The organism is Mycolicibacterium madagascariense (assembly GCF_010729665.1).
GTDB classification, from domain to species: domain Bacteria; phylum Actinomycetota; class Actinomycetes; order Mycobacteriales; family Mycobacteriaceae; genus Mycobacterium; species Mycobacterium madagascariense.
Map to the genome: position 1 here is coordinate 1,183,426 of NZ_AP022610.1, position 25,239 is coordinate 1,208,664.

Annotated in this window: 31 protein-coding genes; 28 read left to right on the forward strand and 3 right to left on the reverse strand. The window is 68.9% G+C overall.

The genetic code is table 11. The annotated features are described in order from the left end of the window. Position 1: 1 nt before the first annotated feature. The 4 genes from mftD (at position 2) to mftG (ending at position 4,876) form a co-directional block, all read left to right on the forward strand. On the forward strand, positions 2 to 1,186 hold the full coding sequence (gene mftD / locus G6N60_RS05525) for a pre-mycofactocin synthase MftD (RefSeq protein WP_163733656.1): 1,185 nt from the start codon (positions 2 to 4) through the stop codon (positions 1,184 to 1,186). 128 nt (positions 1,187 to 1,314) lie between these two features. Further along, on the forward strand, positions 1,315 to 2,046 hold the full coding sequence (gene mftE / locus G6N60_RS05530) for a mycofactocin biosynthesis peptidyl-dipeptidase MftE (protein ID WP_163733661.1): 732 nt from the start codon (positions 1,315 to 1,317) through the stop codon (positions 2,044 to 2,046). Beyond that, on the forward strand, positions 2,043 to 3,455 hold the full coding sequence (gene mftF, locus G6N60_RS05535; RefSeq protein WP_163733664.1) for a mycofactocin biosynthesis glycosyltransferase MftF: 1,413 nt from the start codon (positions 2,043 to 2,045) through the stop codon (positions 3,453 to 3,455). The genes mftE and mftF overlap by 4 nt, the downstream gene beginning before the upstream one ends. An 8-nt stretch (positions 3,456 to 3,463) precedes the next feature. Further along, entirely contained in the window at positions 3,464 to 4,876 is a 1,413-nt protein-coding gene (gene mftG, locus G6N60_RS05540) for a mycofactocin dehydrogenase MftG (RefSeq protein WP_163733667.1), read from the forward strand. Here the strand turns inward: mftG and G6N60_RS05545 are convergent. Further along, positions 4,866 to 5,531, reverse strand: a complete 666-nt coding sequence (locus G6N60_RS05545; protein ID WP_163733670.1) for an aspartate/glutamate racemase family protein — start codon at positions 5,529 to 5,531, stop codon at positions 4,866 to 4,868. The genes mftG and G6N60_RS05545 overlap by 11 nt on opposite strands. Then, on the reverse strand, positions 5,519 to 5,686 hold the full coding sequence (locus G6N60_RS05550; RefSeq protein WP_163733673.1) for a hypothetical protein: 168 nt from the start codon (positions 5,684 to 5,686) through the stop codon (positions 5,519 to 5,521). The genes G6N60_RS05545 and G6N60_RS05550 overlap by 13 nt, the downstream gene beginning before the upstream one ends. Positions 5,687 to 5,778: 92 nt before the next feature. Here G6N60_RS05550 and G6N60_RS05555 point away from each other — a divergent pair, with 92 nt between their 5' ends. Beyond that, the gene (locus tag G6N60_RS05555; protein ID WP_163733676.1) at positions 5,779 to 6,408 is read left to right on the forward strand and encodes a TetR/AcrR family transcriptional regulator; all 630 of its coding nucleotides are present in this window, start codon (positions 5,779 to 5,781) and stop codon (positions 6,406 to 6,408) included. Here the strand turns inward: G6N60_RS05555 and G6N60_RS05560 are convergent. After that, the gene (locus G6N60_RS05560) at positions 6,405 to 7,655 is read right to left on the reverse strand and encodes a cytochrome P450 (protein WP_163733679.1); all 1,251 of its coding nucleotides are present in this window, start codon (positions 7,653 to 7,655) and stop codon (positions 6,405 to 6,407) included. The genes G6N60_RS05555 and G6N60_RS05560 overlap by 4 nt on opposite strands. Positions 7,656 to 7,769: 114 nt before the next feature. Between G6N60_RS05560 and G6N60_RS05565 the strand changes: the two genes are divergently transcribed. The 23 genes from G6N60_RS05565 (at position 7,770) to rplR (ending at position 25,235) form a co-directional block, all read left to right on the forward strand. After that, complete coding sequence (locus tag G6N60_RS05565) at positions 7,770 to 9,353, forward strand: carboxylesterase/lipase family protein (RefSeq protein WP_163733681.1); 1,584 nt, start codon at positions 7,770 to 7,772, stop codon at positions 9,351 to 9,353. 390 nt (positions 9,354 to 9,743) lie between these two features. After that, positions 9,744 to 10,049, forward strand: a complete 306-nt coding sequence (gene rpsJ, locus G6N60_RS05570; RefSeq protein ID WP_003883485.1) for a 30S ribosomal protein S10 — start codon at positions 9,744 to 9,746, stop codon at positions 10,047 to 10,049. A gap of 26 nt (positions 10,050 to 10,075) precedes the next feature. Then, positions 10,076 to 10,729: a 50S ribosomal protein L3 gene (rplC, locus tag G6N60_RS05575; RefSeq protein WP_163733684.1), complete on the forward strand. Its 654-nt coding sequence runs from the start codon at positions 10,076 to 10,078 to the stop codon at positions 10,727 to 10,729. After that, a complete protein-coding gene (gene rplD / locus G6N60_RS05580) occupies positions 10,729 to 11,406 on the forward strand; it encodes a 50S ribosomal protein L4 (RefSeq protein WP_163733689.1) in 678 nt (225 codons plus the stop codon). The genes rplC and rplD overlap by 1 nt, the downstream gene beginning before the upstream one ends. After that, complete coding sequence (rplW, locus tag G6N60_RS05585) at positions 11,406 to 11,708, forward strand: 50S ribosomal protein L23 (RefSeq protein ID WP_163733691.1); 303 nt, start codon at positions 11,406 to 11,408, stop codon at positions 11,706 to 11,708. Before rplD ends, rplW begins: the two co-directional genes overlap by 1 nt. Positions 11,709 to 11,742: 34 nt before the next feature. Beyond that, positions 11,743 to 12,579: a 50S ribosomal protein L2 gene (rplB, locus tag G6N60_RS05590; RefSeq protein ID WP_163733693.1), complete on the forward strand. Its 837-nt coding sequence runs from the start codon at positions 11,743 to 11,745 to the stop codon at positions 12,577 to 12,579. A gap of 12 nt (positions 12,580 to 12,591) precedes the next feature. Beyond that, positions 12,592 to 12,873, forward strand: a complete 282-nt coding sequence (gene rpsS / locus G6N60_RS05595) for a 30S ribosomal protein S19 (RefSeq protein WP_057167020.1) — start codon at positions 12,592 to 12,594, stop codon at positions 12,871 to 12,873. A 2-nt stretch (positions 12,874 to 12,875) separates the two neighbouring features. Continuing rightward, entirely contained in the window at positions 12,876 to 13,427 is a 552-nt protein-coding gene (rplV, locus tag G6N60_RS05600) for a 50S ribosomal protein L22 (protein ID WP_163733696.1), read from the forward strand. Beyond that, positions 13,427 to 14,299: a 30S ribosomal protein S3 gene (gene rpsC / locus G6N60_RS05605; RefSeq protein ID WP_163733699.1), complete on the forward strand. Its 873-nt coding sequence runs from the start codon at positions 13,427 to 13,429 to the stop codon at positions 14,297 to 14,299. Before rplV ends, rpsC begins: the two co-directional genes overlap by 1 nt. Before the next feature lie 3 nt (positions 14,300 to 14,302). After that, positions 14,303 to 14,719: a 50S ribosomal protein L16 gene (gene rplP / locus G6N60_RS05610; protein ID WP_163733702.1), complete on the forward strand. Its 417-nt coding sequence runs from the start codon at positions 14,303 to 14,305 to the stop codon at positions 14,717 to 14,719. Further along, the gene (rpmC, locus tag G6N60_RS05615; RefSeq protein ID WP_163733706.1) at positions 14,719 to 14,952 is read left to right on the forward strand and encodes a 50S ribosomal protein L29; all 234 of its coding nucleotides are present in this window, start codon (positions 14,719 to 14,721) and stop codon (positions 14,950 to 14,952) included. Before rplP ends, rpmC begins: the two co-directional genes overlap by 1 nt. Then, the gene (rpsQ, locus tag G6N60_RS05620; protein WP_163733708.1) at positions 14,952 to 15,257 is read left to right on the forward strand and encodes a 30S ribosomal protein S17; all 306 of its coding nucleotides are present in this window, start codon (positions 14,952 to 14,954) and stop codon (positions 15,255 to 15,257) included. Before rpmC ends, rpsQ begins: the two co-directional genes overlap by 1 nt. 327 nt (positions 15,258 to 15,584) lie before the next feature. Then, a complete protein-coding gene (locus G6N60_RS05625) occupies positions 15,585 to 16,931 on the forward strand; it encodes a sensor domain-containing phosphodiesterase (RefSeq protein WP_163733709.1) in 1,347 nt (448 codons plus the stop codon). A 40-nt stretch (positions 16,932 to 16,971) separates the two neighbouring features. After that, a complete protein-coding gene (locus tag G6N60_RS05630) occupies positions 16,972 to 18,711 on the forward strand; it encodes a diguanylate cyclase domain-containing protein (RefSeq protein ID WP_246241151.1) in 1,740 nt (579 codons plus the stop codon). Positions 18,712 to 18,849: 138 nt separating this feature from the next. Continuing rightward, positions 18,850 to 21,198, forward strand: a complete 2,349-nt coding sequence (locus G6N60_RS05635; RefSeq protein WP_163733717.1) for an arylsulfatase — start codon at positions 18,850 to 18,852, stop codon at positions 21,196 to 21,198. Positions 21,199 to 21,222: 24 nt separating this feature from the next. Further along, positions 21,223 to 22,095, forward strand: a complete 873-nt coding sequence (locus tag G6N60_RS05640) for a formylglycine-generating enzyme family protein (RefSeq protein ID WP_163733720.1) — start codon at positions 21,223 to 21,225, stop codon at positions 22,093 to 22,095. Positions 22,096 to 22,332: 237 nt separating this feature from the next. Continuing rightward, positions 22,333 to 22,701: a 50S ribosomal protein L14 gene (gene rplN / locus G6N60_RS05645; protein ID WP_149480276.1), complete on the forward strand. Its 369-nt coding sequence runs from the start codon at positions 22,333 to 22,335 to the stop codon at positions 22,699 to 22,701. After that, positions 22,702 to 23,019: a 50S ribosomal protein L24 gene (gene rplX, locus G6N60_RS05650; RefSeq protein ID WP_163733722.1), complete on the forward strand. Its 318-nt coding sequence runs from the start codon at positions 22,702 to 22,704 to the stop codon at positions 23,017 to 23,019. 2 nt (positions 23,020 to 23,021) lie between these two features. Further along, positions 23,022 to 23,594, forward strand: coding sequence for a 50S ribosomal protein L5 (rplE, locus tag G6N60_RS05655; protein ID WP_163733725.1), 573 nt, complete (start codon positions 23,022 to 23,024; stop codon positions 23,592 to 23,594). A gap of 3 nt (positions 23,595 to 23,597) precedes the next feature. Beyond that, positions 23,598 to 23,783, forward strand: a complete 186-nt coding sequence (locus G6N60_RS05660; RefSeq protein WP_056557202.1) for a type Z 30S ribosomal protein S14 — start codon at positions 23,598 to 23,600, stop codon at positions 23,781 to 23,783. 85 nt (positions 23,784 to 23,868) lie between these two features. After that, entirely contained in the window at positions 23,869 to 24,267 is a 399-nt protein-coding gene (gene rpsH / locus G6N60_RS05665) for a 30S ribosomal protein S8 (RefSeq protein ID WP_163733729.1), read from the forward strand. A gap of 11 nt (positions 24,268 to 24,278) precedes the next feature. Then, the gene (gene rplF, locus G6N60_RS05670; protein ID WP_163733732.1) at positions 24,279 to 24,818 is read left to right on the forward strand and encodes a 50S ribosomal protein L6; all 540 of its coding nucleotides are present in this window, start codon (positions 24,279 to 24,281) and stop codon (positions 24,816 to 24,818) included. A gap of 3 nt (positions 24,819 to 24,821) precedes the next feature. Further along, positions 24,822 to 25,235 carry a 50S ribosomal protein L18 gene (gene rplR / locus G6N60_RS05675; protein ID WP_163733735.1) on the forward strand — a complete coding sequence of 138 codons (414 nt, stop codon included), beginning with the start codon at positions 24,822 to 24,824 and terminating at the stop codon, positions 25,233 to 25,235. Positions 25,236 to 25,239: the final 4 nt, after the last annotated feature.

Consider the following 25,239-nt stretch of genomic DNA (forward strand, 5'->3'; position numbering starts at 1 on the left):
CATGGCTCGTGACGTCTGGTTCGAAACCGTCTCCATCGCTCAGCAGCGCGCCAAGAAGCGGCTGCCCAAGTCGGTCTACAGCGCGTTGATCGCGGCGAGTGAGCGTGGCATCACCGTCGGCGACAACGTCGACGCGTTCGGGGAGCTCGGCTTCGCCCCGCACGTCATCGGTGCGCTGGAGAAGCGTGACCTCGCCACCACCGTGATGGGACAAGAGATCTCGCTGCCGGTGATGATCTCCCCGACCGGTGTGCAGGCCGTGCACCCCGACGGTGAGGTCGCCGTCGCCAGGGCGGCCGCCGCGCGCGGCACGGCGATGGGGCTGTCGTCATTTGCCAGCAAGCCCATCGAGGACGTCATCGCCGCCAACCCCAAACTCTTCTTCCAGGTCTACTGGCTGGGTGGACGCGACGAGATCGCCGCGCGCATCGAGCGGGCGCGGGCGGCGGGTGCGGTCGGCATCATCGTCACCACCGACTGGACGTTCAGTCACGGCCGCGACTGGGGCAGCCCGAAGATTCCGCAGGAGATGGATCTCAAGACCATCATCAAGATGATGCCCGAGGGTCTGACCCGGCCCCGGTGGATGGTGCAGTGGGGCAAGACGCTGCGACCGCCGAACCTGCGCGTGCCCAACCAGGGCGCCGCCGGTGAGCAGGGCCCGCCGTTCTTCGCCGCCTACGGCCAGTGGATGACCACGCCGCCACCGACGTGGGAGGACATCGCCTGGGTCGCCGAACTGTGGGGTGGACCGCTGATGCTCAAGGGCATCATGCGCCTCGACGACGCCAAACGTGCCGTGGATGCCGGGGTTTCGGCCATCTCGGTGTCCAATCACGGCGGCAACAACCTCGACGGCACGCCTGCGTCGATCCGCGCGCTGCCGGTCATCGCCGAGGCGGTGGGAGACCAGGTCGAGGTGTTGCTCGACGGTGGCATCCGACGCGGCAGCGACGTCGTCAAGGCCGTCGCGCTGGGGGCGCGGGCGGTGATGCTCGGCCGCGCGTACCTGTGGGGCCTGGCCGCCGAGGGGCAGCCCGGCGTGGAGAACGTCCTCGACATCATGCGCGCGGGGATCGACTCCGCCCTCATGGGCCTGGGCAAGGCCTCCATCCACGACCTGACCCCCGACGACGTCCTGGTGCCGCCGGGGTTCACCAGGACCCTGGGCGCCCCGACCACCTAGGCGGCCGGCCGAGCTGGTCCCGGTGGGGCGGGCGGTGCTCACGTGGCGGACGTGATGCGCTGACCGTACGCGGGTGTATTTCTGCCGAATCAATTGCTGCGCAAACCCCAACAATCGGCGCACGCCAGGTGGATTCGGCCTACGATCGGCGGGTGGTCTTCCCCAGCGAGCTTGGGAACTCAACGGCGAGGCAGCTCCACGATCTGTCCCCAGCGTTGATCATCCCGCTAGGTTCAACCGAGCAGCATGGGCCACACCTGCCGGTCGACACCGACACCCGGATCGCATCCGCTGTTGCCAGCGGGATTGCTGAGCGACTGGCCGGGGACTGGCTGCTGGCGCCCGCGATCGGCTATGGGGCCAGCGGAGAGCACGAGGGATTTCCCGGCACCGTCTCGATTGGCACCGCTGCGCTGCAGCTCCTGCTGGTCGAGTACGGCCGATCGGCAGGTGGCTGGGCTCGTCGGCTGGTGTTCGTCAACGGCCATGGAGGCAACGTATCCGCGGTTGCTGCGGCCGTCGGGCTGCTGCGCCGGGAGGGTCGCGACGCGGCGTGGTGCGCGTGCCGCGTGGACGGCGCCGACGCCCATGCCGGACACACCGAAACGTCTGTATTGCTACATATTTCGCCCGAGGTGGTGCGCACCGCGGACTGGGTGGCGGGCAACGAGGCGCCGCTGTCGGACCTGATGCCGCGGATGCGCGCGGGCGGAGTCGCGGCCGTCAGCCCGGTCGGAGTGCTCGGCAACCCCACCACGGCAACCGCCCAAGACGGGTCGCGTATCTTTGCTGAAATGGTCGACGACTGCGCCAGCCGCATCACGGCGTGGAAACCCGGCGCCGGGGGGTTCCTGCAGTGACGGGACCGCGGTTGCCCGACGGATTCGCCGTGCAGGTGGACAGGCGGGTCAGGGTGCTCGGGGAGGGGTCGGCGCTTCTCGGTGGCTCGCCGACCCGGCTGCTGCGCCTCGCGCCCGCCGCGCAGACGATGCTGAGCAGTGGGCGGCTGGAAGTCCACGACGCGCAGAGCGCCCAGCTGGCCAGGACCCTGCTCGACGCGACCGTGGCGCATCCGCGACCGGCCAGCGGACCGTCGCACCGCGACGTCACCGTCGTCATTCCGGTGCGGGACAACGCGATTGGGTTGAATCGTCTGGTCCGGTCGCTGCGCGGGATGCGGGTGATCGTGGTCGACGACGGATCGTCGCCGCCGGTCGAGGTCGCTGACTTCGCCGGGCCGCACTGCGACATCCGCCTGCTCCGCCACGACGCGAGCCGGGGCCCCGCGGCCGCGCGCAACACCGGACTGGCGGCCTGCGACACGGACTTCGTCGCGTTCCTCGACTCCGACGTCGTGCCCCGTCGCGGATGGCTCGAGGCGCTGCTCGGACACTTCTGCGATCCCGCGGTGGCCCTGGTGGCGCCGCGCATCGTCGGGTTGCGAGAACCGGGCAATCTCGTCGCCCGCTACGAGGCCGTGCGGTCGTCGCTCGACCTCGGCCTGCGCGAGGCGCCCATCGTGCCCTACGGCACGGTGTCCTACGCGCCCAGCGCCGCGATCATCTGCCGACGGTCCACCCTGCAGCAGGTCGGTGGTTTCGACGAGTCGCTGAGCTCCGGGGAGGACGTCGACCTGTGTTGGCGTTTCATCGAGGCCGAGGCCCGGCTGCGCTACGAGCCGATCGCGCTGGTCGGTCACGACCATCGCACGAAGCTACGAGACTGGTTGGTGCGCAAGGCTTTCTACGGATCGTCGGCAGCGCCGCTGGCGATCCGCCATCCCGGCAAGACCGCGCCGCTGGTGCTGTCCGGATGGACGATGCTGGTGTGGGTGCTGTTGGCGATGGGCTCGAGCGTCGGGCTCGTCGCCTCGACCGTCGTCGCGGCGATCACGGGCCGCAAGATCGCCAAGGCGCTCGACACCGTCGACACCGAGCCCAGAGAGGTGGCCGCCGTCGCGGCCCAGGGACTCTGGTCGGCGGCCCTGCAGCTGGCATCGGCGATCTGCCGGCACTACTGGCCCGTGGCGCTGGTGGCCGCCATCCTGTTCCGCCGGTGCCGCCAGGTGGTCTTGGTGGCCGCCGTCGTCGACGGCGTCGTCGACTGGGTGGGCCGCAACGGCAACGCCGACGACGACGGCAAGCGGGTCGGTCTGCTGGGCTACCTGCTGCTCAAGCGTCTCGACGACCTCGCCTACGGCTACGGGCTGTGGCGCGGCGTCCTGCGCGAACGTCATCTCGGCGCGCTCAAGCCGCAGATCCGGACCTAGCCGGCGCCTTGCATTCCGACGTCCTGATCGTCGGTGCTGGCAGCGCCGGTTGCGTTCTCGCCGTAGCTCTTTCGCGTGATCCGCACTGCCACGTGGCGGTCGCCGAAGCGGGTCCGGGACCGTCGGACCCGGCCGTCGTCGACCAGATCGGCAACGGCACCGCCCTGCCGATCGGGCCACGGAGCTCGGTGGTGCGACGCTACGAGACGACGCTGACCGAACGTCCCGCGCGGTCCGCCTCGATCATGCGGGGCGCCGTCGTCGGCGGGTCGGGCGCGGTCAACGGCGGCTACTTCGTGCGCGGGCTGGCGACCGACTTCGACGGCTGGGGCATTCCCGGCTGGTCCTGGGCCGACGTGCTGCCACACTTCCTCGACGTCGAGACCGACCTGGACTTCACCGGGCCGCTACACGGTTCCGCCGGCCCGATGCGCATTCGCCGGGTGACCGAATTCGAGACGGGCGCAGCCGCTTTCATCGACGCGGCGCGCGACCACGGCTACCCGTGGGTGGACGATCTCAACGGTGACGCGCCGGGGCGCGCCGGCGTGGGCGCCGTCCCGCTCAACATCGACGCGGGCCGCAGGCTCGGGCCCGGCGAGGCGTTCCTCGGACCGGCCGCGGACCGACCGAACCTGGCCGTGCATCCGCACACCAGGGCCCTGCGCATCGCGTTCGCCGGCCACCGCGCCATCGGCGTCGACTGCGTCGGCGCGCGGGGACGGCAGCGACTGACCGCCGACCGCGTCGTGCTCGCGGCGGGCGCGATCGGCTCGGCACACCTGCTCATGCTGTCGGGCATCGGGCCGGCCGGGCTGCTGTCCGCCGCGGGCGTGCCAGTGCTCGCCGACCTACCGGTGGGGACGCGCAGCGTCGATCATCCCGAATGGGTGCTGCCCGTCGACTGGCCCGCGGCGCCGGGGCATCCGCCGCTGGAAGCCCTGCTCACCACCGCAACCGGTCTCGAGATCCGTTGTTACACGACGGGTTTCGGGGCGATGATCGGTGGCGACCACGATCCGGCGGACCGGCCGCACCTCGGGGTGACGCTCATGCGCCCGCACTCCCGCGGCACCGTCACCCTGGCCTCGGCCGATCCCGACGTGGCGCCGCTCATCCGGCACCGCTACGACGACGACGCCCGCGACGTCGAACTGCTCGCCGCGGGCGCCGAGCTCGCCCACGACCTGGCGGGGTCGGGGTACCACGCCAGGGAGTCGAACTGGTCGACGTCGCAGCACCTGTGCGGCACGGTGCCGATGGGCGAAGACGGTCAGGCGCCGCTCGACGAGCGTTGCCGGGTGCGGGGATTGGAGGGGCTGTGGGTCGTCGACGGCTCCATCCTGCCCGCCATCACCAGCCGCGGACCGCACGCCACGATCGTGATGATCGGCCACCGCGCAGCGGAATTCATCCGTTGACGCGGCGCATCGTGACCAGCGCCTCGGCCAGCAGAGTGGCGGCCACCACCCCGTCGACGACGGGGACGCCGAGCCGTGCACCGAGCGGCGCGGCGAACGGCGCCATCGCGGCGCAGCCGAGCACGATGGCGCGGCTGCCGTCCTGCGCCAGCGCCTTCTCGCAGAGATCGCCGACCGGCTCGATCGTGCCGGGATCGGAATCGAGCACCAGCACCGGGATGTCGCAGGCGTACACGCCGAGACACTGACTGGGCGTGTACGTCTTCGCCAGCGACCACGCCGTCGGCACCGTCGACGACATCGAGGTCACCACCGAGAAGCTGCCTGCGCCCAGGGCCGCGGCGTGCATGGCCGCCTGCGCGATGCCGAGCACGGGCACGTCGACCGCGGCGCGCACCCGTTCCAGGCCGGGGTCGCCGAAGCAGGCGATCACGACGGCGTCGGGTGCCTGCGCGGACGCCGCAGCCTTGAAGACCTCGTCGAGAAGCCCTGGGAGGCAACGACGTTCGTCGTCGTCGCTCTCGATGCTCGCGGGACCGCCCACGGGGTTGACCGCGACGACCTCGGTGCCGGGCCCGGCGACGGCGCGCGCGCTCGCCCCGATGGCCTCGGTCATCGACGCGGTGCTGTTGGGATTGACGATCAGGAGCCGCACGCGCCCAGTTTACGGCCGGTGCGTGCGACGAGGCCGAACCGTCTGCCGTCGCGGCCCGGTGCCCAGACGGCGAACGAGCACCAGCGGCGCGCGGGCGACAGCCGTGCCATCGCCGGATCGATATCCTGGTCGGACGACGCGAGCGTGTCGACCATGGCGGTGCGCTCCTTCGTCGGCAGCGTTTCGAGACTAACAGTCTTGGTGATGAACCCATAGTCTCAAAAGTGAGTGCGGGGCGGGAGGTGAGATGACCGAGGGACGAGGCGATCCACGCCCCGCCCGCTCACGGGCGCGGCTGCTGGAGGCCGCCACGGCGCTCCTGCGCTCGGGCGGCCCCGGTGCGGTCACCATCGACGCCGTCACCAGCAGCGCCAACGTGGCGCGCGCGACGCTGTACCGGCACTTCTCCGGCGCCAACGATCTGCTGGCCGCCAGCTTCACCAGCCTGATCCCACCGCCGCCGATGCCGCCGGAGGACGGCACGCTGCGGGAGCGGTTGACCGCGATCGTGGTGGCCTGGGGGGAGTCGGTCGCCGAGGCGCCCACCATCCTGACCGCCATGTCGTGGCTGGCGCTGGGGCCGGACATCGATCACGTGCCCTCGTCACGGCCCGACGGTGCCCCCGGTTCGGAGCTGCACTCGCTGCGGGAGCGGATCGCTCAGCAGTACTCGGCGCCGTTCGACGTCATCTTCGACGGTCCGCAGGCCGCGGCCGAGCTCAAACCCTTCGACCGCACAACGGCTTTCGCGCTACTGATCGGACCCCTGGCCTTCGGCCGGATCAGCACGCTCGCCGACTTCGACTACCGCGCGGTCGCCGTCGCGGCCGTCGACGGCTTCCTGACCGCCTTCGCCAAGCGTTCCGGCGACGACTAGCGCAGCGCGTACCTGATCGGGAGGTGCTTGAGGCCCCCGACGAACGTCGTCGCGGAAAGCTCTGGGGGCCCGGCCAATTCGACGGACGACAGCCGCGGGACGAGTTCGGTGAACAGGCTGTTCATCTCCATCCGCGCGAGCGCGGCGCCCAGGCAGAAGTGCACGCCGTAGCCGAAGGCCACGTGCTTGTTGGGGTCGCGGCCGACGTCGAACCGGAACGGGTCGGTGAACACCTCCTCGTCGCGGTTGCCCGACACGTACGCCAGATACACGGACTCACCGGCCGCGATGTCCACCCCGCGCACCGTGGTGTCGGCGGACGCCGTGCGCATAAACTCCTTGACGGGGGTCGACCACCGGATCATCTCCTCGACGGCGGTCGGCATCAGACCCGGATCCTCGCGTAGCCGTCGAAGTTCGGCGGGATTGTCGATCAGCGCGCGCATCCCGCCGGAGATGGCGTCCTTCGTGGTGTCGTGGCCGGCGCTGGCCACGATCACGTAGTACGAGGCGGTGTCCACCTCGGACAGCGGCTCACCGTCGATCGTGCCGTTGGCGATGGCCGAGGCCAGGTCGTCGGTCGGCTGCGCGCGCCGCGACGCCGTCAACTCCGAGAAGTAGGCGAAGAAGTCGAGGAGCACGGCCATCTGCTCCTCGGGGGTGGTGCCGCGCTTGTACTCGTCGTCGTCCCCGCCGAACATCTCCTGGGTGAGCGCGTGCATGCGGCCGAAGTCGGATTCGGGCAGCCCGAGCAGCGACATGATCACGTACAGCGGGAAGTCGACCGCGACGTCGGTGACGAAGTCGCATTCCGGTCCGATGTCGGCCATCTTGTCGACGTAGCGCCTCGCCAGTTCGTCCACCCGGACCTTGAGCGCGCGCATTGCCTTCGGGCGGAACCAGTCGGCGCCGATCGAGCGCACCTTGCGATGGTGCGGGTCGTCCATGTGGATCAGCGTCCGCAGGCCCATGCCCGCCTCGAGCTGCGCCTTGGCCAGGTCGTCGGCCGCGGCGGTGGACAGCAGCGGGCGCGGCTCGCTGAGGAACAGTTCGTTGTCGCGTTCGATGGCCATGATGTCGGCGTGCTTGGTGATCGCCCAGAACGGTCGGTAGGGCCAAACGTCCACCCAGGCAACGGGATCGTGAGCGCGCAGCTCGGCCAGCGCGGCGTGCAGCCGGTCGTCGTCGGCATAGGCCGTGGGATCGGCCAGGACCTTGGCGGCGGGGTTCACGATCGGTGTGCTCATCGGACTCCTGAATCACGGTCGACTCTTGACGGGTGTCAAGCGGGATTTTATGGCGACCGCCCGAACCTCAGGGTCGGATTGCCGGGATCCAGGTGTTCAGTAGGCTCGGCGGCAATGCGATCTGAATCGGTGGGGCGCCGCACGACCGCGATACTCCTGGCCATCCTGGTCCTCGTCACGGGGTGTGCGCGTGGTGAGGGCGAGGCCGCCAAGCCCGCGCCGCCCGTCGATCCGGAACTGGTGCAGACCGCGACGGGGTGGGTGCGTGGCGTCGTCACCGCCGACCATCGGTTGTTCGCCGGAATCCCCTATGCGGCACCGCCGGTCGGGCCGCTGCGCTGGCAACCGCCCGCGCCGGCACTGCCCTGGCCGGGGGTGCGGGACGCCACGCACAACGGACCCCGCTGCATGCAGGACACCAGCGACCTGGAGATGGGCCGTCAGACGTCCGAGGACTGCCTGACGCTCAACGTGTGGACGCCACCGGTGTCGGGCGCCAAGCGCGCCGTCATGGTGTGGATCCACGGCGGCGCGTTCATCAACGGCAGCGGTGGGCTGTACGACTCGCACTGGCTCGTCGACCGGGGCGACGTCGTGGTCGTCACCCTGAACTACCGACTGGGCGCGCTGGGCTTCCTCGCCCACCCCGCGCTGGGCTCCACCGGCGCCGTCGGCAACTTCGGACTGGCCGACCAGCAGGCCGCGCTGCGCTGGGTGCACGACAACATCGCCCGCTTCGGCGGCGACCCCGGCGCCGTCACGATCGCCGGTGAGTCCGCGGGCGGCATGTCGGTCTGCGACCACCTCGTCGCCCCCGGCTCGTCGGGCCTGTTCCGGGCGGCGCTCATCCAGAGCGGCCCGTGCCAGGCGCAGGTCGCCCTCCCCGTCGCCCAGCGCGCGAGCCTCGACTACGCCCGCGACGCCGGTTGCGGCAACCCCGCGACGGCCGCCGCCTGCCTGCGCGCGCTGCCGGCGAACAAGCTGCGAAAACCGGTGTGGTACTACCACATTGGCGACGACTCGCTGAGCGGCCCGGTGACCGGTACGGACGTCCTGCCGGTGGATCCGATGGTCGCGATCGGCGAGGGGCGTGCGGCCAAGGTGCCGGTCCTGGTCGGCAGCAACGCCGACGAGTTCACGCTGTTCGTCGCGCTGCAGTACCTCCGGCTGAATCGACCGTATACGCAGGGTCAGTATCCCCAGCTGCTCGCCGAGACGTTCGGCACCGACGGTCCCGCCGTCGCCGCCCGCTACCCGCTGACGCGGTACCGGGGGAGCGTGCCGCTGGCCTACTCCGCCGCGGTGACCGACGGCGTGTTCGCGTGCGTCGCCGACCGCACCGCCGAGGGGATGGCGAAGAACGCGGACGTCTACGCCTACGAGTTCAACGACCGCGGCGCTCCCGCGCCCGATCCGTTCAGGACGCTGCCCTTCCCGATGGGCGCGAGCCACTCCCTGGAACTGCGGTACCTGTTCGACATCGGCGGCGCCCCGCCGCTGAACCCCGACCAGCAGGTGCTCTCCGATCAGATGATCGACGCCTGGACCCGGTTCGTCCGCGGCGGCAACCCCGGTCCGCACTGGCCGAAGTTCGGTGCCGGTGAGGACCGATGGTCGCTGCGCCCCGACGGCAGCAGGGTCGAGACCGACTTCGACGACGTCCACCAGTGCCCGTTCTGGGCGGGCGTGCAGGGGTGAGGACGCCGCGCCGCGACGGCCGTGCCGGCGGGCGGATTCCTCGCGGTGGCGTCGCGGTCGGCGCAGGTCGACCGGCATCGCGGAAGAATTTGGAGCAGACCGGGATCTGAGGCATACTGTTCGGGTTGCCTTGAGCCGGGTTCACACCTGCTCGGGCATCCGACCAGCGTCCTTACGGATGCGTCCGGTCCCAACACTCGAGTGCGGCGAAACCAGCGGCGCAGGAGAGTGTGCGCGAGGGCGACACACCCGAGCGCGGGGGCCGGTGAACCAGAGACAGGTAAACAGCGGCGGCATAGCCAGCGTGACGCACCCAGTGCGTGGCGCACTAGGTCGGGCAAGACGAGCACGGCCCCATCGTGGGCCCGTTAATAGTGAGGTAGGACAAGCGTGGCGGGACAAAAGATCCGCATCAGGCTCAAGGCCTATGACCACGAGGCCATCGATGCCTCGGCGCGCAAGATCGTCGAGACGGTCACCCGTACGGGCGCGAGCGTCGTGGGCCCGGTGCCGCTGCCGACCGAGAAGAACGTCTATTGCGTCATCCGGTCCCCGCACAAGTACAAGGACTCGCGGGAGCACTTCGAGATGCGCACCCACAAGCGCCTGATCGACATCCTCGACCCGACGCCGAAGACCGTTGACGCCCTGATGCGCATCGATCTGCCGGCGAGCGTCGACGTCAACATTCAATAGTCATCGCAGTAGGAGATTCCAGAACAATGGCACGCAAAGGCATTCTGGGCACCAAGCTGGGCATGACGCAGGTGTTCGACGAGAACAACAAGGTCGTCCCAGTCACGGTCGTCAAGGCCGGCCCCAACGTGGTGACCCGCATCCGCACCACCGAGCGCGACGGCTACAGCGCCGTGCAACTCGCCTACGGCGAGATCAGCCCGCGCAAGGTCAACAAGCCGGTCACCGGTCAGTACGCCGCCGCGGGCGTCAACCCGCGCAGGCACCTCGCCGAGCTGCGGCTCGACGACGAGTCCGCGGCCGCCGACTACGAGGTCGGCCAGGAGCTGACCGCCGAGATCTTCGTCGACGGCAGCTACGTCGACGTCACCGGCACCAGCAAGGGCAAGGGCTTCGCGGGCACCATGAAGCGCCACGGGTTCAAGGGTCAGGGCGCCGCGCACGGCGCGCAGGCCGTGCACCGTCGGCCCGGCTCGATCGGTGGCTGCGCCACGCCGGGTCGCGTCTTCAAGGGCACCCGCATGTCCGGCCGCATGGGCAGCGACAAGATCACGACGCAGAACCTGAAGGTGCACAAGGTCGACGCCGAGAACGGCGTGATCCTCATCAAGGGCGCCATCCCCGGCCGCAACGGCGGGCTCGTCGTGGTTCGCTCCGCGATCAAACGAGGTGAGAAGTAATGGCTAGCAAGTCCATTGACGTCCGTACCCCGGATGGCAAGCAGGACGGCAGCGTCGAGCTGCCCGCCGCGCTGTTCGACGTCGAGCCCAACATCGCGCTGATGCACCAGGTGGTCATCGCGCAGTTGGCCGCCGCACGCCAGGGCACGCACTCGACCAAGACCCGCGCCGAGGTCTCCGGTGGCGGCAAGAAGCCGTACCGCCAGAAGGGCACCGGCCGCGCCCGTCAGGGTTCGACGCGTGCGCCGCAGTTCACCGGCGGTGGCATCGTGCACGGCCCCAAGCCGCGCGACTACAGCCAGCGGACCCCGAAGAAGATGATCGCCGCCGCCCTGCGGTGCGCGCTGTCGGACCGGGCCCGCAACGACCGCATCTTCGCGGTCACCGAGCTGCTCAGCGGTCAGACGCCGTCGACGAAGGCCGTCAAGGCGTTCCTCGAGACGCTGCGCCCCGAGCGCACGCCCGGAAAGCGCAAGGTGCTCGTCGTCATCGGCCGCACCGACGAGGTCGCCGCCAAGAGCGTCCGCAACCTGCCGGGCATCAAGGTGATCGCGCCCGATCAGCTCAACACCTACGACGTCCTCGACGCCGACGACCTGGTGTTCAGCGTGGAAGCGCTCAACGCCTTCATCGCGTCGCACAGCGCCACCGAAGACAAGGAAGAGGTCTCGGCCTGATGGCAACCATCACTGATCCCCGCGACATCATCCTGGCGCCGGTGATCTCCGAGAAGTCCTACGGGCTGATCGAGGAGAACACCTACACGTTCGTCGTGCACCCTGACTCGAACAAGACGCAGATCAAGATCGCCATCGAGAAGATCTTCAGCGTCAAGGTCGACTCGGTCAACACGCTGAACCGCAACGGCAAGCGCAAGCGCACCCGGGCCGGCGTCGGCCAGCGCAAGAGCACCAAGCGCGCCATCGTCACGCTGGCCGCGGGCAGCAAGCCCATCGACCTGTTCGGAGCACCGGCCTAACGGCCGGCGGAAGCACAGAGGACAAGACACAGACATGGCCATTCGCAAGTACAAGCCGACGACCCCCGGTCGTCGCGGGTCGAGCGTCTCCGACTTCGCCGAGGTCACTCGGTCGACGCCGGAGAAGTCGCTCATCCGCCCGCTGCACAGCACCGGCGGTCGCAACGCGCACGGACGCATCACCACCCGGCACAAGGGTGGCGGTCACAAGCGTGCCTACCGCGTCATCGACTTCCGTCGCCACGACAAGGACGGCGTCGACGCCAAGGTCGCGCACATCGAGTACGACCCCAACCGCACCGCGAACATCGCACTGCTGCACTACGTCGACGGCGAGAAGCGCTACATCATCGCGCCGCAGGGACTGTCGCAGGGCGACCGCATCGAACAGGGGCCGAACGCCGACATCAAGCCGGGCAACAACCTGCCGCTGCGCAACATCCCCGCCGGTACCGTCATCCACGCCGTGGAACTGCGTCCCGGCGGTGGCGCCAAGATGGGCCGCTCGGCCGGGGTCAGCATCCAGCTGCTCGGCAAGGAAGGCACCTACGCGACGCTGCGCATGCCCAGCGGTGAGATCCGCCGCGTCGACGTGCGCTGCCGCGCCACCGTCGGCGAGGTCGGCAACGCCGAGCAGGGCAACATCAACTGGGGCAAGGCCGGCCGGATGCGATGGAAGGGCAAGCGCCCCACCGTCCGTGGTGTCGTCATGAACCCGGTGGACCACCCGCACGGCGGTGGTGAGGGCAAGACCTCCGGTGGTCGCCACCCGGTCAGCCCGTGGGGCAAGCCCGAGGGCCGCACCCGCAAGAACAAGCCGAGCGACAAGCTCATCGTCCGACGCCGTCGCACCGGCAAGAACAAGCGCTAGGAGTATCCAGCGATGCCACGCAGCCTGAAGAAGGGCCCGTTCGTCGACGACCATCTGCTGAAGAAGGTCGACGTCCAGAACGAGAAGAACACCAAGCAGGTCATCAAGACCTGGTCGCGTCGGTCGACCATCATCCCCGACTTCATCGGTCACACCTTCGCCGTCCACGACGGCCGCAAGCACGTGCCGGTGTTCGTCTCGGAGGCGATGGTCGGGCACAAGCTGGGCGAGTTCGCCCCGACCCGCACGTTCAAGGGTCACATCAAGGACGACCGGAAAGCGAAGCGTCGGTAGAGATGACTACAGCTACGACCGAATATCCGTCCGCGGTGGCCAAGGCGCGCTTCGTGCGCATCTCGGCCTCCAAGGCCCGACGGGTGATCGACCTGGTGCGCGGCAAGTCCGTCACCGAGGCCCTCGACATCCTCCGCTGGGCGCCGCAGGCCGCCAGTGAGCCGGTGGCCAAGGTGATCGCCAGTGCCGCGGCCAACGCGCAGAACAACGACGGGCTGGACCCGGCGACGCTGATCGTCGCATCGGTGTACGCCGACGAGGGCCCGACCGCCAAGCGCATCCGGCCGCGCGCGCAGGGTCGCGCGTACCGAATCCGCAAGCGCACCAGCCACATCACGGTGATCGTCGAGAGCCGTCCGGCCAAGGACAAGGGCGCCCGGGGCTCGGCCTCGGCGTCGTCGGCCAGGGCGCGTCGCGCGCAGGGCAGCAAGGCGGCGGCGACCGCGCCGGCGAAGAAGGCGCCCGCCAAGAAGGCTCCTGCCAAGAAGGCAGCTCCGACGAAGGCTTCGGCCCCAACCGCAGAGACCTCTGACTCGAAGGGAGGCTCGGAGTAGTGGGCCAGAAGATCAATCCCCACGGCTTCCGCCTCGGCATCACCACCGACTGGAAGTCCCGCTGGTACGCCGACAAGCAGTACAAGGACTACGTGAAGGAAGACGTCGCGATCCGTCGTCGCCTCTTCGCGCCGTTCGTCATCCCCGGTGAGCGCAACGTCGAACTGGAACGTGCCGGCGTCGCGAAGGTGGAGATCGAGCGGACCCGCGACCGGGTTCGCGTCGACATCCACACCGCGCGTCCCGGCATCGTGATCGGCCGTCGCGGCGCCGCCGCCGACAGCATCCGCGGCACGCTGGAGAAGCTGACCGGCAAGCAGGTGCAGCTCAACATCCTCGAGGTGAAGAGCCCCGAGTCGGTGGCCCAGCTGGTGGCCCAGGGCGTCGCCGAGCAGCTGAGCAACCGCGTCGCGTTCCGTCGCGCCATGCGCAAGGCGATTCAGTCCGCCATGCGTCAGCCGAACGTCAAGGGCATCCGGGTGCAGTGCTCGGGTCGCCTCGGCGGCGCGGAGATGAGCCGCTCGGAGTTCTACCGCGAGGGTCGCGTCCCGCTGCACACGCTGCGCGCCGACATCGACTACGGCCTGTACGAGGCCAAGACGACCTTCGGCCGGATCGGCGTGAAGGTCTGGATCTACAAGGGTGACGTCGTGGGTGGCAAGCACGAGCTCGCCGCGCCCGCCGCGGCCGGCGCCGAGCGCCCGCGTCGTGACCGTCCGACGGGTACCCGGCCGCGTCGCAGTGGCGCCTCGGGCACCACGGCGACGAGCACCGAGGCCGGCCGCGCTGCCAGCGAGGAAGCGCCGGCCATCGCCGAGGCGACGACGGGCACCGAGGCAGCAGCCGGCGCCACCGAGAGCACGGAGAGTTAAATCATGCTGATTCCCCGCAAGGTCAAGCACCGCAAGCAGCACCACCCGAGGCAGCGTGGCATCGCCAGCGGCGGCACCGCGGTCAGCTTCGGCGACTACGGCATCCAGGCTCTGGAGCACGCCTACGTCACCAACCGGCAGATCGAGTCCGCTCGTATCGCGATCAACCGCCACATCAAGCGTGGCGGCAAGGTCTGGATCAACATCTTCCCGGACCGCCCGCTGACCAAGAAGCCCGCCGAGACCCGCATGGGTTCCGGTAAGGGCTCACCCGAGTGGTGGGTCGCGAACGTCAAGCCCGGTCGCGTGCTCTTCGAGATCAGCTACCCGGACGAGAAGATTGCCAAGGAGGCGCTGACCCGCGCCATCCACAAGCTGCCGATCAAGGCACGCATCATTACCCGAGAGGAGCAGTTCTGATGGCAGTGGGAACGTCGCCTGGCGAGCTGCGCGAGCTGACCGACGACGAGCTGGCCGCACGCGTCCGCGAGTCGAAGGAAGAGCTGTTCAACCTCCGGTTCCAGATGGCGACCGGCCAGTTGGCCAACAACCGTCGGCTCCGCGTCGTGCGCCAGGAGATCGCGCGCGTCTACACAGTGCTTCGTGAACGTGAACTGGGTCTGGCTTCCGGACCCGTTGGTGAGGATTCGTAATGGCAGACCAGAAGACCGAGAAGGGTCCGGCGTACACCCCGCCGACCGAGCGGCCGCGCAACCGTCGCAAGACGCGCATCGGCTACGTCGTGAGCGACAAGATGCAGAAGACCATCGTGGTGGAGCTCGAAGAGCGCACCAAGCACCCGCTCTACGGCAAGATCATCCGGACCACGACCAAGGTCAAGGCCCACGACGAGAACGGCCTCGCCGGGATCGGCGACCGCGTGTCGCTGATGGAGACGCGCCCGTTGTCGGCCACGAAGCGCTGGCGCCTCGTCGAGATCCTCGAGCGCGCGAAGTAGCCTTCCGCACGTAGATCGCACGAAGAACCCCCGTACGCCACCGGCGTCCGGGGGTTCTTTCGTCGGGTCAGGGCCCTACCGTTGGGTAACGTTGCTGCTGCTGTGCCTGGGTCAGGTGTTGCAGTCGGAATTTGCACCTTCGGATAATTTTGGCAAACACGGATTGTTCGTTAGGTGACCAGCGATTGATGGCATAACATCAAACGATGTTCCGAGGGGCAGCCCATCGCCTGGTCCGGAGTAAAGCCCTTCAAACGGTTATTCTGTTTCAACGGCTTGACGCACGAGATTAACTGTTGTGTCCTGCAATCAGGTGCCGGCGGTGGGGTGGGTGATTCGTCGGCCCGGGTGCCGCCCCATCAGCAGGCCCGCCGGCCGGGGGCTGCGTGGCTGCCGGAGTTCGAGGAAGGCGGAAGTCGGTTGAGCGCCAACGGGGTCCGTTGGGACGTGGGCGATGATCGCCTCGACCTCGACGACGCCGTTACCGGAGAAGGCGTGGCGCCGGTCTTCCAGCCCATCGTGTCGCTGCCCGCGCGCACCACGGTCGGATTCGAGGCGCTGGCGCGTTGGCCGGGCCAGCCCCACCTCGGCCCGCAGTCGGTCTTCGCCTACGCCGAGGCCACCCATCGCGTCACCGAGCTCGACCGGATGTGCATCGACCGCGCCGTCGACGGCGCGCTGCGCGGCGGACTCCCCGAGGGTGCACTGCTGGGAGTGAACTCCGAACCAGCGAGCGACTACACCGGCCGAGCCGACAGCGAGATCCTGCAGCGCGGACACGAGAAGTTCGCGCTGGTCTTCGAACTCACCGAACGCAATCTGCTCGATCACCTGCCGACGCTGCTGCGCAAGGTCGCGGCCCTGCGCGCCGACGGCATCGCCATCGCGCTCGACGACATCGGCGCGAATCCAGAGTCGTTGGCGCTGTTGGACATCGTCTGCCCCGAGGTCATCAAGCTCGCCATGAACCTGATCCAGGCGCCCCCGACCGTGGACATCGCCAGGACCGCCGCGGCGATCATGGCCCACCGCGAACGGCACGGCACACTGATCGTCGCCGAGGGCATCGAGACCGAGCAGCACTACGAGCAGGCACTGGCGTGGGGAGCCACGCTGGGACAGGGCTTCCTCTTCGGTCGGCCCGCCCCGCTACCGGCCGACACCCACACCGCCCGGTGGTCGGCGCCCGTCGTCCCGTCCTGTGACACGCAGACCTGCGCCACCCCCTTCGACCTGATCGCCGAGGACCCGTCGCTGCGGACCGCCACCCGGCGCACCCTGGCCGCGATCTCCGAGCACCTCGAGGACCAGGCCCGCAGCTCGACGGACACGCCGATGGTCCTGACGGCACTGCAGGAGGGCATCCACTTCGGTCCCACCCTGCGCGACCGGTACGGCGTGCTGGCCAAGACGTGCCCCCTGGTCGCGGTCTTCGGCAGGCATCTCGGCGACGGCGCACCGTCCGGCGTGCGCGCCGTCGAGCTCGCAGCCGACGACCCCCTGGCCGATCAGTGGGCCGTCCTCACGATCGGCCCGCACACGGCGGCGGCGCTCATCGCGCGCGAGCGGCCCGGACCGGCGACCGCGCGGGACCGTCACTTCGACTTCGTGGTGACCCACGACCGCGCCGTCATCACCGCAGCCGCCGTCGCGCTGCTGAAGAGGGTGCCGTGATGACCCGACGCCACGGCGACGATCCGGACGCGTGAGCCCGATGGAGAATCCCGGTCCCGGCACGTTCGACGACGGAAGTCTCCGTCGTGGCGGCCGTGCGGAGGACGACCCCTTCCGGCGGCTGGTCGATCGCAGTCCCGACGGCATCGTCGTGCATCGCAACGGGCGCATCGTCTATGCGAACCTGACCGCGGTGCGCTGGGTCGGCGCGCAGTACGCCGACCAGGTCCGCGGCCGCCCGCTCGTCGAGTTCCTGCACCCCGACTCCGTCGAGCCGGTGCTCACGCGGATGGCGGCCCTGCGCAACGAGGGCGACGCCACCCGCGCGTCGGAGGGCGTGCTGGTGCGATTGGATGGCACCACGCTCAACGTCGAGGCCGTCACCGCGCTCACGACGTGGGAGGACAGCCCGGCCTATCACGTCACGCTGCGCGACCTGACCTTCGTGCGGACCGCGCAGCGCAGCCTGCGCTACCAGGCCTCACTCGTCGACAAGGTCGGCGTCGCGATCATCGCCACCACGGTCACCGGTCTGGTGACCAAGTGGAACCGCGCCGCCGAGATCGTCTACCAGCGGCCCGCGGCGACCGCCCTGGCGCTGCCGATCGACGTCGCCGTCGGGGCTCCCCTCGACCCCGCCGCGATCGTCGACGCCGGCGGCGACGCGCTGGCCACCCACCACACCGCCGACGGCCAGCCGCTGACGGTCCGGGTCTCGGTGGCGAAGCTGGACACCGGCTACGCGCTGGTATGTACCGACGAGACCAAGTCCCATGGCGTGGAACGACTTCTGCGTCGCATCGTCAACTCCCTCGACGAGGGGATCCTGGTCGTCGACCGCACGGGAGGAGTCACGTCGGCGAACCCGGCCGCCGAGCGGATCCTCGGGCTGCCCGCCGCCGAGATCATGGCCGGCGAGGGCCGCGCCGTCCACTCGATCCCGTTCTTCGGCGCGGACCGCCGCCCCATCGACCCCCGTGACAACCCGATCGCCGAGACCGTGCGGACCGGAAAGCCGTGCCAGGGCGTCATCGTCGGCATCGACCGCGCCGACGACCGACGGACGTGGCTGAGGGTGAGTTGTCGTCCGCTCGACAGCGACCACCGCTACGGCACCGCCACCCTGGTGTCGTTCTCCGACATCACCGCCGAGCAGATGGCGCGCGAACGGCTCACCTACCGCGCGACGCACGACGCGCTGACGGGGCTGCCGAACCGGCCCGCGGTACTCAACCACATCTCCGATTCGCTTCGCGCACAAGGAGATCGGCGGCTCGGTGCCGTCCTGTTCATCGATCTGGACAACCTGAAGGCCATCAACGACTCGCTTGGCCACGACTCCGGTGACGAACTGCTGCAGAGCGTCGCGAACTGCCTGCGCGCCGCGGTCGGCCCCAACGACGTGGTCGGCCGCCTCGGCGGCGACGAGTTCGTCACGCTGGTCGCCGGTGACACCGGACCCGCCGAGATCGCCGAATTCACCAGTCGGCTGGAGCGAAGCCTGTCCGAGCCCATGGTGCTCGGCGCCGCCACCGTGCGCACGCAGGCGAGCATCGGCGTCACCGTCGTCTCACCCCGCGACCCCCGCAGCGCCGTGGAGATCCTGCGCGACGCCGACTCCGCCATGTACGAGACGAAGGCCAAGCGGCGCCGCCGCGTCAACCACGACCCGGCCGGTGCCGATCGCCGCGCCGGGGCGGGGGAGCCGTCGCCGAGCCGCAACGGCACCCCGCGCTCCGGCAGCCGGCGTCCGCTGCGCCGCGTCGACGGCACCAGGTGAGCGGTTGCCGCGGCGTCGGCGGACGAGGGTGCGGAACGTTCTGACGTTCAGGTCAATTTCCCACTGTGCCGGTGTACGCTCGGGCGCGTCCGTACCCGATGCGGACCGGTGCCCTTGGCGAGTGAGGCGACGAGAAACATGCGTGAATTCAACGGCACGATCAAGCTGGACATCCGCGACTCGGAGCCCGACTGGGGTCCCTACGCCGCCCCCACCGCGCCCGCGGGTGCGCCCAACGTCCTCTACCTCGTCTGGGACGACACGGGAATCGCGACGTGGGACTGCTTCGGCGGACTCGTCCGGATGCCCGCCATGAGCCGCATCGCCGAACGGGGCGTGCGGCTTTCGCAGTTCCACACCACCGCCCTGTGCTCCCCGACGAGGGCGTCACTGCTGACCGGGCGCAACCCCACCACGGTGGGCATGGCGACCATCGAGGAATTCACCGACGGGTTCCCCAACTGCAACGGCCGCATCCCGCAGGACACCGCGCTGCTCTCCGAGGTCCTGGCCGAGCGCGGGTACAACACCTACTGCGTCGGCAAGTGGCACCTCACCCCGCTCGAGGAATCGAATCTGGCAGCCACCAAACGGCATTGGCCGCTCAGTCGCGGTTTCGAACGGTTCTACGGATTCATGGGCGGCGAGACCGACCAGTGGTATCCGGAGCTCGTCTACGACAACCATCCCGTCGCGCCGCCCGCCACCCCCGAGGAGGGCTACCACCTCTCGAAGGACTTGGCGGACAAGACCATCGAATTCATTCGCGACGCCAAGGTCATCGCCCCGGACAAGCCGTGGTTCAGCTATCTGTGCCCCGGCGCCGGGCACGCGCCGCACCACGTCTTCTCGGAATGGGCCGACCAGTACGCGGGTGTCTTCGACATGGGCTACGAGGCCTACCGCGACGTCGTCCTGGAGAACCAGAAGCGGCTGGGCATCGTGCCGCCGGACACCGAATTGTCGCCCATCAACCCGTATCTCGACGTCACCGGACCCAACGGTGAGCCCTGGCCGGCCCAGGACACCGTGCGGCCGTGGGACACCCTCGACGACGACGAGAAGCGGTTGTTCAGCCGGATGGCCGAGGTGTTCGCCGGCTTCCTGTCCTACACCGACGCCCAGATCGGGCGCGTGCTGGACTATTTGGAGGAATCGGGTCAGCTGGACGACACGATCATCGTCGTCATCTCCGACAACGGCGCCAGCGGCGAGGGCGGGCCGAACGGCTCGGTCAACGAGAACAAGTTCTTCAACGGCTACATCGACACCGTCGAGGAGAGCATGCGCTTCTTCGACGACCTCGGCGGCCCGGACACCTACAACCACTATCCGATCGGCTGGGCGATGGCGTTCAACACGCCGTACAAGCTCTTCAAGCGCTACGCCTCGCACGAGGGCGGCATCGCCGACACGGCGATCGTGTCCTGGCCCAACGGAATCGACGCCCACGGCGAGATCCGCGATCACTACGTCAACGTCTGTGACGTCACCCCGACCATCTACGATCTGCTGGACATCACGCCGCCCGACGAGGTCGCGGGCATTGCGCAGAAACCGCTCGACGGGGTGAGTTTCGCTGCGGCCCTTCGTGATTCGACAGCCGACACGGGCAAGGACACCCAGTTCTACACGATGCTGGGCACCCGCGGCATCTGGCACCGGGGGTGGTTCGCCAACACCGTGCACGCCGCGAGCCCGGCCGGCTGGTCGCACTTCGACGACGACCGCTGGGAGCTCTTCCACATCGAGACCGACCGCAGCCAGTGCCACGACCTCGCCGCCGAGCAGCCCGAGAAGCTGGAGGAGCTGAAGGCGCTGTGGTTCGCCGAGGCCGCCAAGTACCAGGGCCTGCCGCTGGGGGATCTGAACATCTTCGAGACGATCGGCCGCTTCCGCCCGTACCTGTCGGTGGACCGGACGAGCTTCACCTACTACCCCGACTCCGCCGAGGTCGGTGTCGGTGCGGCGGTCTCGCTCAGCGGCCAGTCCTTCTCGGTGCTGGCCGAGGTCACCGTCGACACCGCGGACGCCCAGGGCGTGTTGTTCAAACACGGCGCGGGCCACGGTGGCCACGTGCTGTTCGTCAAGGACGGTCACCTGCAGTACGTCTACAACTTCATGGGGGAGGACGAGCAGGCCGTCTCGGCGCCCGACCCCATCCCGTTGGGAGAGCACGTGTTCGGGGTGGCCTACGCGCGCACCGGCACGGTCGAGGGGAGTCACACCCCGCTGGGGGACGTATCGCTGTTCGTCGACGGCCAGCAGGTCGCGACCAGAGCGGGCGTGCGTGCGCATCCCGGCAGCTTCGGCCTGGCCGGCGGCGGCGTCGCCGTCGGACGCAACGGGGGTCAGGCGGTGTCGCGCGCCTACACCGCGCCGTTCGACTTCACCGGCGGCACGATCGCCAAGGTGATCGTCGACGTCTCCGGCACGCCCTACCTCGACACCGAACGGGAACTGGCCAAGGCGTTCTCGAAGGACTGACGCGCTCGGCCTACCCTGGCGACCATGCTGACGGAGCTGATCGCGCTGCCCGGCGGGACGTTCCAGATGGGTTCGACGGCCTTCTATCCCGAGGAGTCACCCGTCCATCCGGTGACCGTCGCGCCCTTCGCGATCGAACGCCACCCCGTGACCAACGCGCAGTACGCCCGCTTCGTCGAGGAGACCGGCTACGTGACAGTGGCCGAACGTCCGCTGGACCCGGCCGCCTACCCGGGCGTCGCCGCCGCCGACCTGGTGCCCGGCGCGCTGGTGTTTCGGCCCACCGCGGGGCCCGTCGATCTGCGCAACTGGCGGCAGTGGTGGGACTGGGCCCCCGGCGCGTCGTGGCGGGCACCGTTCGGGTCGGGCAGCTCCGTCGACGACCGCCCCGACCACCCCGTCGTGCAGGTGTCCTACGTCGACGCCGCCGCCTACGCGCAGTGGGCGGGCCGACGGCTGCCGACCGAGGCCGAGTGGGAGTACGCCGCGCGCGGCGGGGCGGCGACGACCTACCCGTGGGGTGAGGACGCGTCCCCCGGCGGCGAACTCATGACCAACACGTGGCAGGGCCGCTTCCCCTACCGCAACGACGGTGCGCGGGGCTGGGTGGGCACGTCACCGGTCGGCACGTTCCCGGCCAACGGCTTCGGGCTGGCCGACATGATCGGCAACGTGTGGGAGTGGACGGCGACGCGGTATTCGGCGAGGCACCGGAAGGCAGAAGCGCAGGGCTGCTGTCCGGCCGGCAGCGAACCGGACCCTCAGGTCAATCAAACGCTCAAGGGCGGCTCCCACCTGTGTGCCCCCGAGTACTGCCATCGCTACCGCCCGTCGGCGCGGTCGTCGCAGTCGCAGGACAGCGCCACGACGCACATCGGCTTTCGCTGCGTCGCGTAGGCGTGTAGGCCCCGCGAACGTCGCTCCGCACGCGGCGTGTCGCCCGCAGACGCGCACCGTCGCGGGGAATCGCGGCGCGATTTGGTGCATTGCCCGGGCCCACCTACTATGTAGGGGTTGCCTTGGGCAGACCTCGGCTGACCGTTCCGGCCAGCCCTGCGTGCCGTTCGGTGACGAAGACCGCGTACGACGAGCAGTTGGTGCTGTTCGTCGTGCACACGAATCGAGGAGATCTTAGTGATTCAGCAGGAATCGCGGCTCAAGATCGCCGACAACACGGGCGCCAAGGAGATCTTGTGCATCCGGGTGCTCGGTGGCTCGGGTAGGCGTTACGCCGGCATCGGCGATGTCATCGTGGCGACCGTCAAGGACGCCATCCCCGGTGGCAACATCAAGAAGGGCGAGGTCGTCAAGGCCGTCATCGTGCGCACCGTCAAGGAGCGCCGCCGGGCCGACGGCAGCTACATCAAGTTCGACGAGAACGCCGCCGTCATCATCAAGCCCGACAACGACCCGCGCGGCACCCGCATCTTCGGGCCGGTCGGTCGTGAGCTGCGCGAGAAGCGCTTCATGAAGATCGTTTCGCTGGCCCCGGAGGTGCTGTAAATGAAGGTGCACAAGGGTGACACCGTCCTGGTCATCTCGGGCAAGGACAAGGGCGCCAAGGGCAAGGTCCTGCAGGCGTACCCGACCCGCGAGAAGGTCCTCGTCGAGGGCGTGAACCGGATCAAGAAGCACACGGCCATCTCCCGCAACGAGCGTGGCGCCTCCTCGGGCGGCATCGTCACGCAGGAAGCGCCCATCCACGTCTCGAACGTGATGGTCGTCGACTCCGATGGCAACCCCACCCGCATCGGCTACCGCTTCGACGAAGAGACCGGCAAGAAGGTCCGCGTGTCGAAGAACAACGGCAAGGACATCTGAAGATGACGACCGCAGAAACCAGCGAGAAGACGATCCCGCGTCTCAAGCAGCGCTACCGCGACGAGATCAAGGGCGCGCTGCAGGAGCAGTTCACCTACGACAACGTCATGCAGATCCCCGGCGTGGTCAAGGTCATCGTCAACATGGGCGTCGGTGACGCCGCCCGCGACGCCAAGCTGATCAACGGCGCGGTCAACGACCTGGCGCTGATCACCGGCCAGAAGCCCGAGATCCGCCGGGCCCGCAAGTCGATCGCCCAGTTCAAGCTGCGCGAGGGCATGCCGATCGGCGCCCGAGTGACGCTGCGCGGTGACCGCATGTGGGAGTTCCTCGACCGGCTGGTCTCCATCAGCCTCCCGCGTATCCGCGACTTCCGCGGCCTGTCGTCCAAGCAGTTCGACGGCAGCGGCAACTACACCTTCGGACTGACCGAGCAGTCGGTCTTCCACGAGATCGACGTCGACAGCATCGACCGTCCCCGCGGCATGGACATCACCGTCGTCACGTCGGCGACGAACGACGACGAAGGCCGCGCGTTGCTGCGCGCACTGGGCTTCCCGTTCAAGGAGAACTGACAGATGGCAAAGAAGGCGCTGGTCAACAAGGCCAACAAGAAGCCCAAGTTCAAGGTTCGCGGCTACACGCGCTGCAACAAGTGCGGTCGTCCCCACGCCGTCTTCCGCAAGTTCGGTCTGTGCCGAATCTGCCTGCGCGAGATGGCCCATGCCGGCGAACTGCCCGGTGTTCAGAAGTCCAGCTGGTAATCCCCATCAACATCTACAGACCACTTAGTGAAAGTGCGCGGCAGGCCCCCAGGGGAACCGCCGCGAGGAAGGTGAGCCGGTTGTCATGACGATGACTGACCCGATAGCAGACTTCTTGACGCGTCTGCGCAACGCCAATTCGGCGTACCACGACGAGGTGACCCTGCCGCACTCGAAGATCAAGGTGAACATCGCCGAGATCCTCAAGTCCGAGGGCTACATCACCGACTTCCGCACCGAGGATGCTCGGGTCGGCAAGGCGCTCGTGGTGCAACTCAAGTACGGACCCAGTCGCGAACGCAGCATCGCGGGGCTCAAGCGAGTCTCGAAGCCCGGCCTGCGCGTGTACGCGAAGTCAACCAACCTGCCGCGCGTTCTCGGCGGCCTCGGCGTGGCGATCATCTCCACGTCCTCGGGCCTGCTGACCGATCGCCAGGCAGCTCGACAAGGCGTCGGCGGCGAAGTCCTCGCCTACGTCTGGTAGGGGGAGCAGACATGTCGCGCATTGGTAAGCAGCCGGTTCCGGTTCCCGCCGGGGTCGACGTCTCGATCGACGGACGAAGCGTGTCGGTCAAGGGCCCCAAGGGGTCCCTGGCACTCGACGTGGCCGAGCCGATCACCATCGAGCGCACCGACGACGGTGCCATCGTGGTCGCCCGCCCCGACGACGAGCGTCGCAGCCGCTCGCTGCACGGACTGTCCCGCACGCTGGTGGCCAACCTGATCACCGGCGTCACCGAGGGATACACCACGAAGATGGAGATCTTCGGCGTGGGCTACCGCGTTGCGCTCAAGGGTCAGACCCTGGAGTTCGCGCTCGGCTACAGCCACCCCGTCGTGATCGAGGCGCCGGAAGGCATCACGTTCGCGGTGGAGTCGCCGACGAAGTTCTCGGTCTCCGGCATCGACAAGCAGAAGGTCGGCCAGATTTCGGCGAACATCCGCCGCCTGCGGCGCCCGGACCCGTACAAGGGCAAGGGCGTTCGCTACGAAGGCGAGCAGATCCGCCGCAAGGTCGGAAAGACGGGTAAGTAAGCCATGGCCAACACGAAGACCGACGACGCGACCGCCAAGCGGAAGCCCGTGGGACAGAACATCTCCGAGACCCGCCGGGTCGCCCGCCTGCGTCGCCACGCCCGGCTGCGCAAGAAGGTCGCCGGCACCCCGGAGCGTCCCCGCCTGATGGTCAACCGCTCCTCACGCCACATCCACGTGCAGTTGGTGGACGACCAGACCGGCACCACGCTGGCCGCGGCCTCGTCCATCGAAGCCGACGTGCGTGCGGTGGAGGGCGACAAGAAGGCCCACAGCGTTCGCGTGGGTCAGTTGATCGCCGAACGCGCCAAGGCGGTCGGGGTCGACGCCGTGGTGTTCGACCGCGGCGGTTACACCTACGGCGGTCGCATCGCTGCGCTGGCCGACGCCGCGCGCGAGAGCGGACTGAAATTCTAATGAG

Bases quoted from the DNA above. Each gene is read 5' to 3' on its own strand.
- rplR (WP_163733735.1), top strand. From the start codon at position 24,822: ATGGCCAACACGAAGACCGACGACGCGACCGCCAAGCGGAAGCCCGTG.
- G6N60_RS05660 (WP_056557202.1), top strand. From the start codon at position 23,598: ATGGCAAAGAAGGCGCTGGTCAACAAGGCCAACAAGAAGCCCAAGTTC.
- rpmC (WP_163733706.1), top strand. From the start codon at position 14,719: ATGGCAGTGGGAACGTCGCCTGGCGAGCTGCGCGAGCTGACCGACGAC.
- rplW (WP_163733691.1), top strand. From the start codon at position 11,406: ATGGCAACCATCACTGATCCCCGCGACATCATCCTGGCGCCGGTGATC.
- G6N60_RS05560 (WP_163733679.1), bottom strand. From the start codon at position 7,655: ATGAGCACACCGATCGTGAACCCCGCCGCCAAGGTCCTGGCCGATCCC.
- rpsS (WP_057167020.1), top strand. From the start codon at position 12,592: ATGCCACGCAGCCTGAAGAAGGGCCCGTTCGTCGACGACCATCTGCTG.
- rpsQ (WP_163733708.1), top strand. From the start codon at position 14,952: ATGGCAGACCAGAAGACCGAGAAGGGTCCGGCGTACACCCCGCCGACC.
- G6N60_RS05565 (WP_163733681.1), top strand. From the start codon at position 7,770: ATGCGATCTGAATCGGTGGGGCGCCGCACGACCGCGATACTCCTGGCC.
- G6N60_RS05630 (WP_246241151.1), top strand. From the start codon at position 16,972: ATGGAGAATCCCGGTCCCGGCACGTTCGACGACGGAAGTCTCCGTCGT.
- G6N60_RS05555 (WP_163733676.1), top strand. From the start codon at position 5,779: ATGACCGAGGGACGAGGCGATCCACGCCCCGCCCGCTCACGGGCGCGG.
- rplV (WP_163733696.1), top strand. From the start codon at position 12,876: ATGACTACAGCTACGACCGAATATCCGTCCGCGGTGGCCAAGGCGCGC.
- rplB (WP_163733693.1), top strand. From the start codon at position 11,743: ATGGCCATTCGCAAGTACAAGCCGACGACCCCCGGTCGTCGCGGGTCG.
- rplC (WP_163733684.1), top strand. From the start codon at position 10,076: ATGGCACGCAAAGGCATTCTGGGCACCAAGCTGGGCATGACGCAGGTG.
- rplP (WP_163733702.1), top strand. From the start codon at position 14,303: ATGCTGATTCCCCGCAAGGTCAAGCACCGCAAGCAGCACCACCCGAGG.
- rplE (WP_163733725.1), top strand. From the start codon at position 23,022: ATGACGACCGCAGAAACCAGCGAGAAGACGATCCCGCGTCTCAAGCAG.
- rplX (WP_163733722.1), top strand. From the start codon at position 22,702: ATGAAGGTGCACAAGGGTGACACCGTCCTGGTCATCTCGGGCAAGGAC.
- rpsH (WP_163733729.1), top strand. From the start codon at position 23,869: ATGACGATGACTGACCCGATAGCAGACTTCTTGACGCGTCTGCGCAAC.
- G6N60_RS05635 (WP_163733717.1), top strand. From the start codon at position 18,850: ATGCGTGAATTCAACGGCACGATCAAGCTGGACATCCGCGACTCGGAG.
- rplD (WP_163733689.1), top strand. From the start codon at position 10,729: ATGGCTAGCAAGTCCATTGACGTCCGTACCCCGGATGGCAAGCAGGAC.
- G6N60_RS05550 (WP_163733673.1), bottom strand. From the start codon at position 5,686: ATGGTCGACACGCTCGCGTCGTCCGACCAGGATATCGATCCGGCGATG.
- rplF (WP_163733732.1), top strand. From the start codon at position 24,279: ATGTCGCGCATTGGTAAGCAGCCGGTTCCGGTTCCCGCCGGGGTCGAC.
- mftD (WP_163733656.1), top strand. From the start codon at position 2: ATGGCTCGTGACGTCTGGTTCGAAACCGTCTCCATCGCTCAGCAGCGC.
- G6N60_RS05640 (WP_163733720.1), top strand. From the start codon at position 21,223: ATGCTGACGGAGCTGATCGCGCTGCCCGGCGGGACGTTCCAGATGGGT.